The organism is Rhizobium sp. SG741 (assembly GCF_012275435.1).
Taxonomy (GTDB): domain Bacteria; phylum Pseudomonadota; class Alphaproteobacteria; order Rhizobiales; family Rhizobiaceae; genus Rhizobium; species Rhizobium lusitanum.
In genome coordinates this window covers 298,510-312,501 of sequence record NZ_JAAZQP010000005.1, presented here as the reverse complement: position 1 = coordinate 312,501, position 13,992 = coordinate 298,510, and the positions used below count along the sequence as shown (strand labels likewise).

Sequence of the window (13,992 nt, the reverse complement as noted above, 5' to 3'; positions counted from 1 at the left end):
GGATGCAAACAAAACCTTTCCGGATCGGCACGCGCGGCAGCCCGCTGGCGCTCGCCCAGGCACATGAGGCACGCGACCGCCTGATGGCGGCGCACGGCCTTCCGGAGGAGATGTTCGAAATCGCCGTGCTCACAACCAAGGGCGACCGCATCACCGACCGCTCGCTGGCGGCGATCGGCGGCAAGGGCCTGTTCACGGAAGAGCTTGAAGAGAAGCTGGCCTCGGGCGAGCTCGACTTCGCCGTGCACTCGGCCAAGGATATGGCGACGAAACTTCCGGAAGGCCTGGCGCTATCAGCCTACCTGCCGCGCGAGGACATCCGCGATTCCGTCATCGGCCGCACGGCACCGAGATTGATCGAGCTGCCGCGCGGCGCGACCGTCGGTTCCGCGTCGCTGCGCCGCCAGGCGCTGATCCGCCGGCTGCGCCCCGATATCAACGTCATCACCTTTCGCGGCTCGGTCCAGACCCGGCTGCGCAAGCTGGAAGAGGGGCAGGCAGACGCAACGCTGCTCGCCGTTGCCGGCCTGAAGCGGCTCGGCAAGGTCGAAGTCATCACCGATATCCTCGATCCCGACGAATTTCCGCCGGCACCGGCACAGGGCGCGATCGCCATCGAAAGCCGCATTGGCGACGCCAGGATGAACGACCTGCTCGCCGCCATCAATGACGGCCCTACCTTCGATACCGTCTCCTGCGAGCGCGCATTTCTCGCCGCGCTTGACGGCTCTTGCCGCACGCCGATTGCCGGCTATGCAATTTGCGAGGGGGATCACCTGCGGTTCTTCGGCATGATCCTGACGCCTGATGGACAGCAGGTGCATACGACCACCATCGAGGGCAATCGCCGCGACGCCGAGGCGCTCGGCACCAATGCCGGCCAGGCTATACGCGCCGAGGCAGGCAGCACCTTCTTCGAAGACTGGATCTGACATCCGATGCGCGTTGTCGTCACCCGTCCCCAGCATTCGGGTGAACGCACCATCCGGCGACTGACGCAGATGGGTCACGAGGCGCTGCTGCTGCCGCTGGCAGAGCCGGTCCATCATGCCGACGAGGCCAGGCGCGCGCTCCTGGACACACAAGGCGCCATTGCCGTCACCAGCGCCGAAGCGATTCGGGTTCTGGCCGCATTGGGATCCGATCTCGGGCCTTATCTCGGCCGACCGCTCTTTGCGGTCGGCAAGGCAACCGCCAAAGAGGCGGCAAGCCTCGGCTTCACCAATGTCGTCATATCCGAAGGGGGCGGCACGGAACTTGCGGCCTTGATTTCCGACCACGCGGCAAGCCTTGCCAAGGCTCCCCTCCTCTATCTCGCGGGCCATCCCCGCGCCGCCGGCTTCGAGGCGAGATTGGCGGAGCTGCAACTGCCGTTCCACACGGTTGAATGCTACCGGATGCGGGATATCGCTCCGAAAGATGATATTCTTCGCCGGCTTTTTATCGATATCAGCGCCAATGCGGTGCTGCTTTATTCCCATCAGACGGCGCAGCGTTTTTTCGGCCTGTCTTTCGTGCAGGAAAATCCTGAGATCTTCGCCGAAACGCACTTCCTCTGCCTGAGCGAGGCCATCGCGGGAGCGATTCCCCCTCAGATGCGTTTACACGTCGATATCGCTGACATGCCGAATGAGGACCGACTTCTGGCGCTGCTCGACGCTGAGTAAGGCCGCAATTTTGATCTAAGGTCTTTCCATAATCGCCTTGCCTGTCTAACTTCGTTGCAGCGCATGAAAAGAGGACCTCATGGTACCGGGAAAACCGCCTAACCATTCGAAGCCCAATGACGAGCCGGTCACGATTGATCTGGAGGCCGAAAAAACTGCGCAGGACGCAGCCCCCGAGGATATGACGGAGCACGCCCACGGCGAGTTCGGCTCATCCTCCGCCAATGAAGTGGAAATGCCGCTGGAGGCGGACAAGGAGCCGCTGCGCGAGGAGCCTCGCGAGCCTACCCCTGATCCCGTCCCGGAAGAGCCGCAGGCCACCACGACGCGACAGGCCGAACCTCATGCCCCCTATGCAGAACATCAGCAGCGACGGGAAGGTTCAACCTCCGGCCTGATCGCCGCCGGCATCGTCGGCGGCCTGATTGCGCTCGTTTGCGCCGGCGCCGTTCAATATGCCGGCCTGTTGCCGGGCGGCGGCTCGCGCAAGGACAATTCCGCCGATATTGCCGCACTGAACGCTGAGATCGACGGGCTGAAGCAGAGCATCGCCAGCCTCGCCGCAGCGCCTGCCGCAAAGCCCGACGGCGCTCTTGCTGCCCGCATTTCAGCGCTCGAAACGGCTGCCGCCAACGGCACCTCGACCGGTGGATCGGCGGGAACGGCAAGCGCCGATGCTGATCAGAAGATTGCTTCCCTGAGTGCGGAAGTCGATCAGCTGAAGGCGGACCTCGGCAAGGCAACCCAAAGCCAGGCCAGCTCCGACGCCGAGGTCGGCAAGCGTCTCGACGACGCAGAGAAGAAACTCAATCAACCGAGCCAGGAAAGCGCGGTCGCCCGCGCCATTGCCGCCGCGGCACTGAAGGCGGCGATCGACCGGGGCGGCCCCTTCCAGCCCGAGCTCGACACCTTCGCCAACGTCGCCTCGGACGACCCTGCCGTTGCCGATCTCAAGACCTTCGCCCAGACCGGCGTTCCCTCCCGCGCCGACCTGATCCGTCGGGTCACGGATGTCGCGACCGCGATCGTCGCTACGACTGAGAGCAACGATCCGAATCAGAGCTGGAGCGACCGCCTGATCTCGAGCGCCAAGACCCTGGTGCAGGTCCGCCCCGTCGGCAACGTTCCCGGCGACAGCGTCGATGCGATCGCCGCGCGCTTCGAAGACAAGGTGAAGAATGGCGATCTGCCGGGTGCGGTGACCGAATGGAACAGCCTGCCCGATGCCGCCAAGTCGGCCTCCGCCGCCTTCAAGCAATCGCTGGAAGCCCGCATCCGCGTCGAGGATCTGGTGAGCGATGCGCTGTCGAAGGCAATCGCCAACACCGGGAAACAGAATTAAGGACGGAGCGCAGGAATGATCAGACTGCTTATCTTCGCCGTTTTCGTCCTGGCTCTCGGCTACGGCTTCTCTTGGCTCGCGGATCGCCCCGGCGATCTTTCGCTGGTCTGGGAAGGCCAGCTTTACCAGACCAGGCTGATCGTGGCCGCCGGCATCCTGATTGCGTTGATCGCCGCCGTCATGATTGTCTGGTGGTTCCTGCGTTTGATCTGGACCTCGCCACATTCCGTCACCCGCTATTTCCGCGCCCGTAAGCGCGACCGCGGCTATCAGGCGCTCTCCACCGGGTTGATCGCCGCCGGTGCCGGCAACGCCCTGCTCGCACGGAAGATGGCGGCGCGCACGCGCGGCCTCATCCGCGCCGATCAGGAACCCCTCATCAACCTGCTCGAGGCGCAGGCGGCTCTGATCGAAGGCAAGCACGACGAGGCGCGCCAGAAATTCGAGCTGATGGCCAACGATCCGGAAACGCGCGAGCTCGGGTTACGCGGCCTCTACCTCGAAGCCAAGCGCCTCGGCGCGCACGAAGCGGCGCGGCAATATGCGGAAAAAGCGGCCGATCAGGCTCCCTATCTGCCCTGGGCGGCACAGGCGACGCTGGAATATCGCAGCCAGGCCGGCCGCTGGGATGATGCCATCAAGCTTCTCGACCAGCAGAAGATCGCCCACGTCGTCGACAAGACCACCGCGAACCGCCAGCGGGCCGTGCTGCTGACGGCACGCGCCAACGACAGGTTGGAGAGCGATCCGGCCGGTGCCCGCGACGATGCGCTTGCGGCCGTGAAGCTGGTGGATGATTTCGTGCCGGCGGCGCTGATAGCGGCGAAAGCTCTCTTCCGCGAAGACAAGGTGCGCAAGGCCGCCTCCATGCTCGAGCAGGTCTGGAAAGCGCATCCGCACCCCGAGATCGGCAGGGCCTATGTGCGTGCCCGCAGCGGCGATTCCGTCATCGACCGGCTGAAACGGGCCGAACGGCTGGAGGCCATCCGCCCGAACAATGTCGAAGCGTTGCTGCTGACGGCAAAGGCGGCGCTGGATGCCGGGGATTTCAACAAGGCCCGCGCCAAGGCCGAAGCCGCCGCGAGGATCGATGCGCGCGAAGGCGCCTTCATGCTGCTGGCTGATATCGAGGAGGCCGAAACCGGCGATCAGGGCCGCGTGCGTCACTGGATGGCGCAGGCATTGCGCGCCCCGCGCGACCCGGCCTGGGTCGCCGATGGTTTCGTATCCGATAAGTGGCTGCCGCTATCGCCCGTGACGGGCCGCCTCGACGCCTTCGAATGGAAGGCCCCCTTCGGCCAGATCGAGGGACCTGTGGAAGAAGGTTCTGCCGTGTCCGTCGATGCAGCGTTGAAATCGCTGCCGCCGGTGCGCGAGGCAGCTTCCGCAACCGTGCCAGCGAAATCGACCTCACCGAAAGTTGCATCGCCGGCAGCCGATGCCTATGTCATGGAGTTGGAGCCGGCGGTGGCAAAACCCGCGCCCGACGCATCCGCCGCAGCGCCAGAGCCGGCTCAGCAGGAGCCGGAACCACGGCCCTTCTTCGGCGGTGCGCCGGACGACCCGGGTGTGAAAAATCTAAAACTTGAACCGGAACCCAAGACACGGCTCAAGTTATTCTAAAGCATGGTGCCCAAGAACCCTGCTCGACTTGTTTTAAGAATGGAATCGGATGTTTGAACGCTTTCAGGAATTCTTCCATAACCTGACCCAGGATCGCCCCAAATCCGGCTTTGCTCCCGATGATCCGCGCATAGCGGTGGCGGCGCTCTGCATCCAGGTCATGGAAGCGGACGGCAAGATCGAGAACAGCGAGAAGAAGCGGCTTCGCAAGCTGCTGAAGGAGCAATATGGCCTTGACGGCCGTCAGCTCGATCGGCTGATCGCCGCCGGCGAGGAGGCCGAAAGCGAGGCCGTCGACTACTATCGCTTCACCTCGGACTTGAAGCGCCATCTCGACAATGCCCAGCGGCTGGAGCTGCTCGGCATCCTCTGGGATATCGTCTATGCCGATGGCGAGCGCAGCGAGATGGAAGATCACGCGATCTGGCGCATCGCCGACCTCATGGGCATTTCCGATCGCGAACGCATCATGAAGCGCCAGGAGGCAGCAGCCCGCGCGCCCGGTTCCAAGATGGAGACAGGCAATGATGATTGAAGCGCCGGAGAGCGCTGGCCGCCCCATTTTGATCGTGCTCCATCAGGAGCACTCCAGTCCGGGCCGCGTCGGCCAGATGCTGCTGCAAAAGGGCTACGATCTCGATATCCGCCGCCCGGTTCTCGGCGAAGGCCTGCCCTCCACGCTTGCGGCCCATGCCGGCGCCGTCATCTTCGGCGGCCCGATGAGCGCCAACGACCCGGACGAGTTCGTCAAGGCCGAGATCGACTGGCTGAAAATCCCGCTCAAGGAAAATCGCCCCTATCTCGGCATCTGTCTCGGCGCGCAGATGCTCGCCCGTCATCTGGGCGCCAAGGTGAAGGCGCGCGACGACGGCAAGACCGAGATCGGCTGGTATGCGCTGAACCCGACGGAAAAGGGCCGGCTGCTGATGCGCTGGCCGCAGATGGTCTATCATTTCCATCGCGAGGGTTTCGAACTGCCGCGCGGCGCCGATCTGCTTGCCACGGCCGAGACCTATCCCAACCAGGCCTATCGCTACGGCGCCAACGCCTGGGGACTGCAGTTCCATGCCGAACTCACGCGCGCCATGATGCAGCGCTGGGTCGTGCATGGCGAGCACCGTTTCTGCATGCCGAACGCCCAGCAGGGACGCGAGCATCTGGAAGGCCGCATGATCTTCGACTCGGCGCTCAAGGCCTGGCTTTCCGAATTCCTCGACATGGTTTTCGAAGGCAAGCAGGCCATGGCTGCCTGAGGCGGCCAATAGTTTAGTCCGCGGCAAGAATTCGATTATGCCGCTCGACCGCCTGGCGCACCGATCCGGCATATCGCCTGAGCTTTTCATCGTCTGACACGAGAGTATCCCTAACGCATCTCGGGATCTCCAGCTGGACGCCGGCATTCCGGCTGCCGCGGTTGCATATGTTACCGGCCGCCGTTCCCGCCAGAGCCTCGCCTTTGGCCCTCGCAACGGCTGCAAAGCCATCCTCCCGCAACGCCTGAACGATCAGATCGCGAAGCGCGGTATCGAGGCCGCCAACCCAGCTTGTTTCCGGGTCGCCCCTGTCCGTTCGGCCGTGAATGGCGACGACGATCGGTGATTTTGACACCAGACCGAGAGCCATCGGCTCGTCGAAACGTTCGGAGGTGACGTGCAGCTCATGGTGCGACCTGTCCGTAGCCAACCCCTCGAAGCAGTAGAAGGAAAGGCTCTCCGCCGCTATTTCAAGCGTGATCTGCGAGGTGGCCGGCTCAATGAAGCCGCCATGCGGAGCGATAACAACGACACGCGACGACCGATCCTCAATACGGATGCGATAGTCAACGCCCTCCGCTTCATGTTCGCGCAGCGCTGAAAACGAACCGTATCGATCACGCTGCCTTTTCATTCGGCAACCTCACGCCGGCTGCGGCTCGCCCTTGCGATCGGGCGCGTTCAGGCTGTCGATCCGGCGAAGCTGCGGGAAGCCCGTCGCCCAGAGGGCGGCGACGGCGAGCGTGCCGACGCCGCCGATGACGACGGCGGGGATCGCGCCGAAATAATGGGCCATGGTGCCGGCGCGGAACTCGCCGAGCTCGTTCGACGCCCCGACGAAGACCATGTTGACGGCGTTGACGCGGCCGCGCACATGATCCGGCGTCCAGAGCGTGATCAAGGTTTCGCGGACATAGACCGAGATCAGGTCGGATGCCCCCATGATGGCGAGTGCGGCAATCGACAGCCAGGCCGTATGCGAAATGCCGAAGATCAGCGTTCCCAGGCCGAACAAGGCAACGCCGATGAACATGCAGATCCCGGCGCGATGCCGGATGGGATAGGTCGCCAGAAACAGGCCCATGGCGATCGCGCCGAAGCTCGGCGCCGCGCGCAGCAGGCCGAGGCCCCAGGGGCCGAGCGTCAGGATATCGCGTGCAAAGATCGGCATCAGGGCAACTGCGCCGCCGAGCAGCACGGCGAAGAGATCGAGCGAGATCGCGCCGAGCACCACTTTTTCCGACCAGATGAACCGGAAGCCGGCGAGCATTTCGTTCAGGCTTCGCGCCTCATGGGCGACGCGCTGCTGCGGCTTCGGGATCAGGAAGGTCAGCACCGAACCGGCCGCAAAGAAAAGAACGGCCACAGTATAGGCAACCTCGGGACCGACGCCATAAAGCAGGCCGCCGGCCACCGGCCCGAGAATAGCCGCAGCATCCCATGACATCGAATTCCACGTGATGGCATTCGTCAGGTCTTTGGGCGGTATGAGATTGGGAGCCAGCGATTGCGTCGCCGGCGTCATGAAGGCGCGCTCGATGCCGAAGACGGTGAGGATCATGAAGACCGGCAGCGGTGCAAAGGTGCCGGAGACCGTCAGGAACAGTAGGGCGGCCGTACAGAGGGTGCCGATGAAAATGCAGGTGGCGGCAATCATGCGCCTGTTATAGCGGTCGGCAACCGTGCCCGTCACAAGGATAAGCAACAACGAAGGCAGGAACTGTACCAGGCCGATAAGGCCGAGATAGATCGGCTGGCCGGTATGCGCATACATTTGCCAGCCAACGGAAACGCTGACCATTTGGGTGGCGAAGCCAGTCAAAAACCGCGCAAAGAAGAAATAGGTATAGGCGATGTGCCTGAAGGCGGCAAACCGGTCTCCGCTTGCAGCGAACGACATTGGGCGAGACTTTCCGGCGCGGCGGCCTGCACTAAAAGCACGCTCGGCTGCCTTTTAAACATGATTCAACATGCATCAGTGCATGGGACTTGCCCGTTTAGTCGTCAATGTCTACATGTCTGTCAACCGCGAAATGGAGACGGATATGCTCGCCTTATTTCAAACCATTGATCTGGCTTTGAATCTTTATACCTGGGTGCTGATCGCCAGCGCCATCTTTTCATGGCTCCATGCTTTTAATGTCATCAATTCGAGCAATCAGTTCGTCAACTCGGTCGGCAATTTCCTCTATGCCGTGACGGAGCCGGCACTGCGCCCGATCCGCCGCATCCTGCCCGATCTCGGCGGCATCGACATCTCGCCCGTCATCCTGCTCCTGATCATCTTCTTCGTCCGCTCGCTGATGTGGAACTCGCTGGTTCCGCTTTTCTTGCGGTGAGCACGCCCTGGCAGGTGTCTTCGGATCACCTGCGACTATCGGTCCGTCTCACGCCCAATGGCGGTCGTGACGCGATCGATGGCGTGGAGACCGGCAACGAGGGCGAGTGCTATCTGAAGGCGCGTGTCTCGGTCGCCCCGGAAAAGGGTAAGGCCAACAAGGCGCTGATCGCGCTCATCGCCAAGAGCATCGGCATTCCCAAATCCGCGCTCAGCCTGGTCAGCGGCGAGACCGCGCGTAAAAAAATCCTCCGGATCGAGGGCGAGCCGGAGGATTTGATAGAAAGATTAAAGGCTATCGCGAAGAACTGATCAGGCCTTCTTGGCGCGCTCGATGGCTTCGAGAATGAGCTCGCCAGCTTCCTTGGAGCCGCCCCAGCCAAAGATCTTCACCCACTTGCCGGGCTCCAGATCCTTGTAGTGCTCGAAGAAGTGCTCGATCTGCTTCAGCGTGATCTCGGGCAGGTCGGTATGTTCCCTGACCTTCTCGTAGCGCAGCGTCAGCTTCGGCGAGGGAACGGCAATGATCTTCTCGTCCCTGCCGGAATTGTCTTCCATCTTCAGCACGCCGATCGGGCGGACATTGATAACGCAGCCCGGAACCAGCGGACGGGTGCTGGCGATGAGGACGTCGATCGGGTCGCCGTCTTCGGAGAGCGTGTGAGGCACGAAGCCGTAATTGCCCGGATAGGTCATCGGCGTGTAGAGGAAACGGTCGACGACCAGCGTGCCGGCCTCCTTGTCCATTTCATACTTGATCGGATGACCGCCGACCGGCACTTCAACGATGACGTTGACGTCTTCGGGCGGGTTCTTGCCAATGGAAATCGCGTCGATGCGCATGCGTGTCCCCTAATAAGGATGGTTGCCGCCAGCCAAATAATAGGAATCATGGCGCAACGCAACAATCCATCGAGAAAGCAGAGGATTTAGTTGGCGTCAGGGCCAGACGAAGCCGATCTTCTTCAGCTGTCGATGATCGAAGGTTTCGATGCCCTCGCAGAAATCGGCGCCACCCTGCCCTCGATAGAACTGGTAGGCATTTTCGTTTTCCTCGAGGCACCAGACGACGAGCCCCTTGCAGCCGAGCGACTTCAACAGCCGGCGCGCCTCGCCGAAAAGCATCCGCCCGAGGCCGAGGCCCTGATATTGCGGGCGCAGATAAAGCTCATAGATCTCGCCTTCCTGCGGAAGGGCGCGGGCGCGGTTGAGCCCAAGCGTGGCATAGCCCGCAATCTCGCCGGCGACATCGAGAACCAAGAGCGTGGCCGGACCGCTGGTTGCCTTGCGCCACCAGGATTCGCCGCGGCGTTCGATCATCTGGCCGAGTGCGCGATGCGGGATAATGCCGGCATAGGTGTACTGCCACGACTGGCGGTGCACCTCCGAAATGGCCCGGGCGTCATGGGGTTCTGCCCGCCGAACATCAATCGACAACGTCTTCATAACGTCTACTCTGGTCTCGCGACTCCGAATTAACCATCCTCATTCATAAAGACGGCAGACTTGCCCACAGCCTTTATCCGTGGATGATCGCTGAAAATTAACGCCTTTTTAACCTTTCCCACAAGGGTCCAAAAATCGAACACACAAAATAAAACCCCGGCACAATGGCCGGGGTTGATTGGTTCGAAGCGGTACAGGCTTTGCCGTTACGCGGAACGCGCCTTTTCGAAGCGCTTGCGCTCGTTCGGGTCGAGATACATCTTGCGCAGGCGAATCGACTTCGGCGTGACTTCCATCAGCTCGTCGTCCTGAATCCAGGAGAGAGCGCGGTCGAGCGTCATGCGGATCGGCGGGGTCAGCTTCACGGCTTCATCCTTGCCGGCGGCGCGGATGTTGGTGAGCTGCTTGCCCTTGAGCACGTTGACTTCGAGGTCGTTGTCTCTGGAGTGAATGCCGATGATCATGCCGGCATAGACCTTTTCACCCGGTTCGATGATCATCGGACCGCGGTCTTCCAGGTTGAACATCGCGTAGGCGACTGCTTCGCCTGAAGCGTTGGAGAGCAGGACGCCGTTGGTGCGGCCGCCGATCGCGCCCTTGAAGGGCTGATAGTCATGGAACAGGCGGTTCATGATCGCGGTGCCGCGCGTATCCGTCAGCAGTTCCGACTGATAGCCGATGAGACCGCGGGTCGGCGCGAAGAATTTCAGGCGCAGGCGATTGCCGCCGGACGGACGAAGCTCGACCATTTCGGCCTTGCGCTCCGACATCTTCTGCACGACGACACCCGAATGCTCTTCATCGACGTCGATGACGACTTCTTCGATCGGCTCCAGCATCTGGCCGGTGGCTTCGTCCTTGTGCATGACGACGCGCGGACGCGACACGGCAAGCTCGAAGCCTTCGCGGCGCATGGTTTCGATCAGAACAGCAAGCTGCAATTCGCCGCGGCCGGAGACGTAGTACGAATCCTTGCCTTCGGCTTCCTCGATCTTCAGCGCGACATTGCCTTCGGCTTCCTTGAAGAGGCGATCGCGGATGACGCGTGAGGTAACCTTGTCGCCTTCAGTGCCAGCGAGCGGGCTGTCATTGACGATGAACGACATGGTGACGGTCGGCGGATCGATCGGCTGGGCGTGCAGCGCCTCGGTGACGGACGGATCGCAGAATGTGTCGGCGACGGTACCCTTGGACAGACCGGCGATGGCGACGATATCGCCTGCATGAGCTTCCTCGATCGGCGTGCGCTCGATGCCGCGGAAGGCGAGGATCTTGGAAATGCGGCCGGTTTCGATCAGCTTGCCATCCTGGCCCAGAACCTTGACGGACTGGTTCGGCTTGATCGAGCCGGAATGAATGCGGCCGGTGATGACGCGGCCAAGGAAGGGATTGGCTTCGAGAAGCGTGCCGATCATGCGGAATGCGCCGTCTTCTTCGCCGACACTCGGCTCCGGCACATGCTTCAGCACCAGATCGAGAAGCGGGCCAAGGCCATCCTCGACGGGGCCTTCCGGCGAATAGTTCATCCAGCCGGCGCGGCCCGAGCCATAAAGGATCGGGAAATCGAGCTGCTCGTCGGTGGCGTCGAGCGCTGCGAAGAGATCGAAGACCTCGTTGATGACTTCTTCGTGGCGCGCATCCGGACGGTCGATCTTGTTGATCGCGACGATCGGGCGGAGGCCGACTTTCAGCGCCTTGCCGACCACGAACTTGGTCTGCGGCATCGGGCCTTCCGAGGCATCGACCAGCACGATGGCGCCATCGACCATCGAAAGGATGCGCTCGACTTCGCCGCCGAAGTCGGCGTGGCCAGGCGTGTCGACGATGTTGACGCGAACGCCCTTCCAGACAACGGAGGTCGCCTTGGCGAGAATGGTGATGCCACGCTCTTTTTCCAGATCGTTGGAATCCATCATGCGCTCAACGGTGCGCTGGTTCTCGCGGAAGGAACCGGACTGCTTCAGAAGCTCGTCAACGAGGGTGGTTTTCCCATGGTCAACGTGCGCGATGATCGCGATGTTGCGGAGTGTCATAATGTTATATCTCTGAGGCTGAGGCGCGATATAAAGTAAACACGCCAATTACGTTTGGCGCGCTCATAGCCTTTTTTTCGCGATTGCGAAAGGGGGGAGGCGCGAAAGCTCGCTTGCACGCCTCTTCAACCCATCGACAACATGGTCCCGACCTTCGAGCCCAAGGGCAAGGATCAGGCCGCCAGCCCCTTCTTCTTCAGCATCGCATCCGGGCTCGGCAGCTTGCCGCGGAAGGCCTTATAGGAGTCTTCCGGGTCGATCGAGCCGCCGACGGAATAGATGTTGGCCTTGAGTTTCTCGGCCATCTCGGCATTGAAAGCATCGCCGGTTTCCTCGAAAGCGGAGAAGGCGTCCGCATCCAGCACTTCCGACCACATGTAGGAATAGTAGCCGGCCGAATAGCCGTCGCCGGCGAACACATGCTGGAAATGCGGGGTGGCATGACGCATGACGATCGATTTCGGCATGCCGATCTCGGCAAGCACTTGCCCCTGCACCGCCATCGGATCCTCGACGGCGCCGCGAGTGTGGAACGCCATGTCGACCAGCGCCGACGAGGTAAACTCCACCGTGTTGAAGCCGGCATTGAAGGTGCGGGCTGCCAGCACCTTGTCGAGCAGCGCCTGCGGCATCGGCGCGCCGGTCTCGTAGTGGACGGCATATTCCTTCAGAATGGCAGGCACGGTCAGCCAGTGCTCGTAAAGCTGCGACGGCAGCTCGACGAAATCGCGGGAAACGCCGGTGCCCGATACCGAGGGATAGGTGACGTTCGACAGCATGCCGTGCAGCGCATGGCCAAACTCGTGGAACAGCGTGCGGGCATCGTCGAGCGACAGCAGCGCCGGCTTGCCTTCGGCCGGCTTGGCGAAATTGCAGACATTGTAGATGATCGGCAATTCGCCCAAGTCACCGTTCTTCAATGGCAGTTTGTGCTGCGATTGGAACGAGCTCATCCAGGCGCCGGAGCGCTTGGAGCTGCGGGCAAAATAATCGCCGAGAAACAGCGCGACGAGCCTGTCGGAACGGTCGCGGATCTCGAAGACACGCACATCGGGATGATAGGCGGGAACGCCCTTCTGCTCGACGGCATGAATGCCGAACAGGCGGGCGGCGACATCGAAGCAGGCGGCTATGATCTTTTCCAGCTGCAGATAGGGCTTGAGTTCCGTTTCGGAGAAATCGAACTTCTGCGTGCGGATCTTTTCGGCATAGTGCCGCCAGTCCCAGGGCATGACCTCGTGGTTGCGGCCTTCCTCGGCGATCAGCGCGGCAATATCCTTTTCTTCTTCGGCAGCGCGTGCTGCCGCCTTCGACCATACGGTCATGAGGAGGTCATTCACTGCGTCAGGCGTCTTCGCCATGGTGTTGTCGAGCTTCAATTCGGCAAAGTTGCCGTAGCCGAGCAGCCTCGCCTTCTCGGCTCTGAGCGCCAACATCTCGCGAATGATCTCGCGGTTGTCCGTCTTGCCGCCATTGGCGCCGCGTGCCACCCACGCCTTGAAGGCCTGCTCGCGCAGATCGCGGCGCTCGGATGATGTCAGGAACGGTTCGATGATCGAGCGCGACAGCGTGACGGCATATTTGCCCTCTTCGCCGCGCTCGCGCGCCGCGGCCGCCATTGCATCGCGCAGATAGCTAGGAAGGCCGGCGAGATCGGCCTCCTCCGACAGCAACAGCGCCCAGTCCTTTTCATCGGCAAGCACATTTTGCCCGAACTGCGCACCGAGGCCGGCAAGCTTTTCGTTGATCGCGGAAAGCCGCTCCTGCTCCGCTTTCGGCAGCTTGGCACCCGACTTCACGAAACCCTTCCAGTGCCGTTCGAGCACGCGGGTTTCCTCCAGCGTCAGACCGAGTTCGTCACGGCCCTCCCAGAGAGCGTCGAGGCGGGCAAAGAGCGCGGCATTCGTGCCGATCTTGGAATAATGCCGCGCCATCTTCGGCGCGATCTCGCGCTCCAGCGCCTGGATCGTCTCGTTGGTATCAGCACCGGCCTTGTTCCAGAACAGCGCCGATATGCGCGACAGCTCATCACCGGCGAGTTCGAGCGCTGTCACCGTATTGGCGAAGGTCGGCGCATCGCTGTCCCCGGCAATCGCATCGATCTCCGCCTCGTGGAACACAAATGCGGCGTTGAAGGCGGGAGCGAAATCCGTGTCCTTCACCGCGTCGAAGCGTGGCAGCCCTTGATGTCCGGTCCATTCGACGAGCGCGGGATTGACGGCGGCGTGGGAAGACATGCAGGGCATCCTTTCGACAGATATCTGATCGAAGCACGATATAAGGCCCGCCC

14 protein-coding genes are annotated in these 13,992 nt (G+C 62.0%); 8 read left to right on the top strand and 6 right to left on the bottom strand.

The window, feature by feature from the left end; translation table 11 throughout:
• Positions 1–2: 2 nt before the first annotated feature.
• The 6 genes from hemC (at position 3) to FHT29_RS15625 (ending at position 5,885) form a co-directional block, all read left to right on the top strand.
• The gene (gene hemC, locus FHT29_RS15650; protein ID WP_037196827.1) at positions 3–932 is read left to right on the top strand and encodes a hydroxymethylbilane synthase; all 930 of its coding nucleotides are present in this window, start codon (positions 3–5) and stop codon (positions 930–932) included.
• A gap of 6 nt (positions 933–938) precedes the next feature.
• Positions 939–1,667 (top strand): uroporphyrinogen-III synthase, encoded by a 729-nt coding sequence (locus FHT29_RS15645; protein ID WP_047553637.1) that lies wholly within the window; start codon positions 939–941, stop codon positions 1,665–1,667.
• A gap of 79 nt (positions 1,668–1,746) precedes the next feature.
• The gene (locus tag FHT29_RS15640) at positions 1,747–3,009 is read left to right on the top strand and encodes a mitofilin family membrane protein (RefSeq protein WP_047553639.1); all 1,263 of its coding nucleotides are present in this window, start codon (positions 1,747–1,749) and stop codon (positions 3,007–3,009) included.
• A gap of 15 nt (positions 3,010–3,024) precedes the next feature.
• Positions 3,025–4,632 carry a heme biosynthesis protein HemY gene (locus tag FHT29_RS15635; protein ID WP_047553641.1) on the top strand — a complete coding sequence of 536 codons (1,608 nt, stop codon included), beginning with the start codon at positions 3,025–3,027 and terminating at the stop codon, positions 4,630–4,632.
• A 49-nt stretch (positions 4,633–4,681) separates the two neighbouring features.
• Positions 4,682–5,167, top strand: a complete 486-nt coding sequence (locus tag FHT29_RS15630) for a TerB family tellurite resistance protein (protein WP_037196832.1) — start codon at positions 4,682–4,684, stop codon at positions 5,165–5,167.
• Positions 5,157–5,885: a glutamine amidotransferase gene (locus FHT29_RS15625; protein ID WP_131511879.1), complete on the top strand. Its 729-nt coding sequence runs from the start codon at positions 5,157–5,159 to the stop codon at positions 5,883–5,885. The genes FHT29_RS15630 and FHT29_RS15625 overlap by 11 nt, the downstream gene beginning before the upstream one ends.
• A gap of 13 nt (positions 5,886–5,898) precedes the next feature.
• Here FHT29_RS15625 and FHT29_RS15620 read toward each other — a convergent pair whose 3' ends face one another.
• Both FHT29_RS15620 and FHT29_RS15615 read right to left on the bottom strand, forming a co-directional pair.
• Entirely contained in the window at positions 5,899–6,519 is a 621-nt protein-coding gene (locus tag FHT29_RS15620) for a poly-gamma-glutamate hydrolase family protein (RefSeq protein WP_047553645.1), read from the bottom strand.
• Between the two features lie 9 nt (positions 6,520–6,528).
• The gene (locus FHT29_RS15615) at positions 6,529–7,785 is read right to left on the bottom strand and encodes an MFS transporter (protein WP_047553648.1); all 1,257 of its coding nucleotides are present in this window, start codon (positions 7,783–7,785) and stop codon (positions 6,529–6,531) included.
• A 115-nt stretch (positions 7,786–7,900) separates the two neighbouring features.
• On the opposite strand from FHT29_RS15615, the gene FHT29_RS15610 reads away from it, so the two are divergent.
• On the top strand, positions 7,901–8,224 hold the full coding sequence (locus FHT29_RS15610; RefSeq protein WP_092573259.1) for a YggT family protein: 324 nt from the start codon (positions 7,901–7,903) through the stop codon (positions 8,222–8,224).
• A complete protein-coding gene (locus FHT29_RS15605) occupies positions 8,221–8,535 on the top strand; it encodes a DUF167 domain-containing protein (protein ID WP_047553651.1) in 315 nt (104 codons plus the stop codon). The genes FHT29_RS15610 and FHT29_RS15605 overlap by 4 nt, the downstream gene beginning before the upstream one ends.
• Here FHT29_RS15605 and ppa read toward each other — a convergent pair whose 3' ends face one another.
• The 4 genes from ppa to FHT29_RS15585 all read right to left on the bottom strand — a co-directional run bounded on the left by ppa (position 8,536) and on the right by FHT29_RS15585 (position 13,939).
• Positions 8,536–9,066, bottom strand: a complete 531-nt coding sequence (ppa, locus tag FHT29_RS15600; RefSeq protein WP_037196836.1) for an inorganic diphosphatase — start codon at positions 9,064–9,066, stop codon at positions 8,536–8,538. It lies immediately after the preceding gene.
• A 96-nt stretch (positions 9,067–9,162) separates the two neighbouring features.
• Positions 9,163–9,669 (bottom strand): GNAT family N-acetyltransferase, encoded by a 507-nt coding sequence (locus FHT29_RS15595; protein ID WP_034509000.1) that lies wholly within the window; start codon positions 9,667–9,669, stop codon positions 9,163–9,165.
• A 206-nt stretch (positions 9,670–9,875) separates the two neighbouring features.
• A complete protein-coding gene (typA, locus tag FHT29_RS15590) occupies positions 9,876–11,702 on the bottom strand; it encodes a translational GTPase TypA (protein WP_037196837.1) in 1,827 nt (608 codons plus the stop codon).
• A gap of 173 nt (positions 11,703–11,875) precedes the next feature.
• Positions 11,876–13,939, bottom strand: coding sequence for a M3 family metallopeptidase (locus FHT29_RS15585; protein ID WP_168599830.1), 2,064 nt, complete (start codon positions 13,937–13,939; stop codon positions 11,876–11,878).
• Positions 13,940–13,992: the final 53 nt, after the last annotated feature.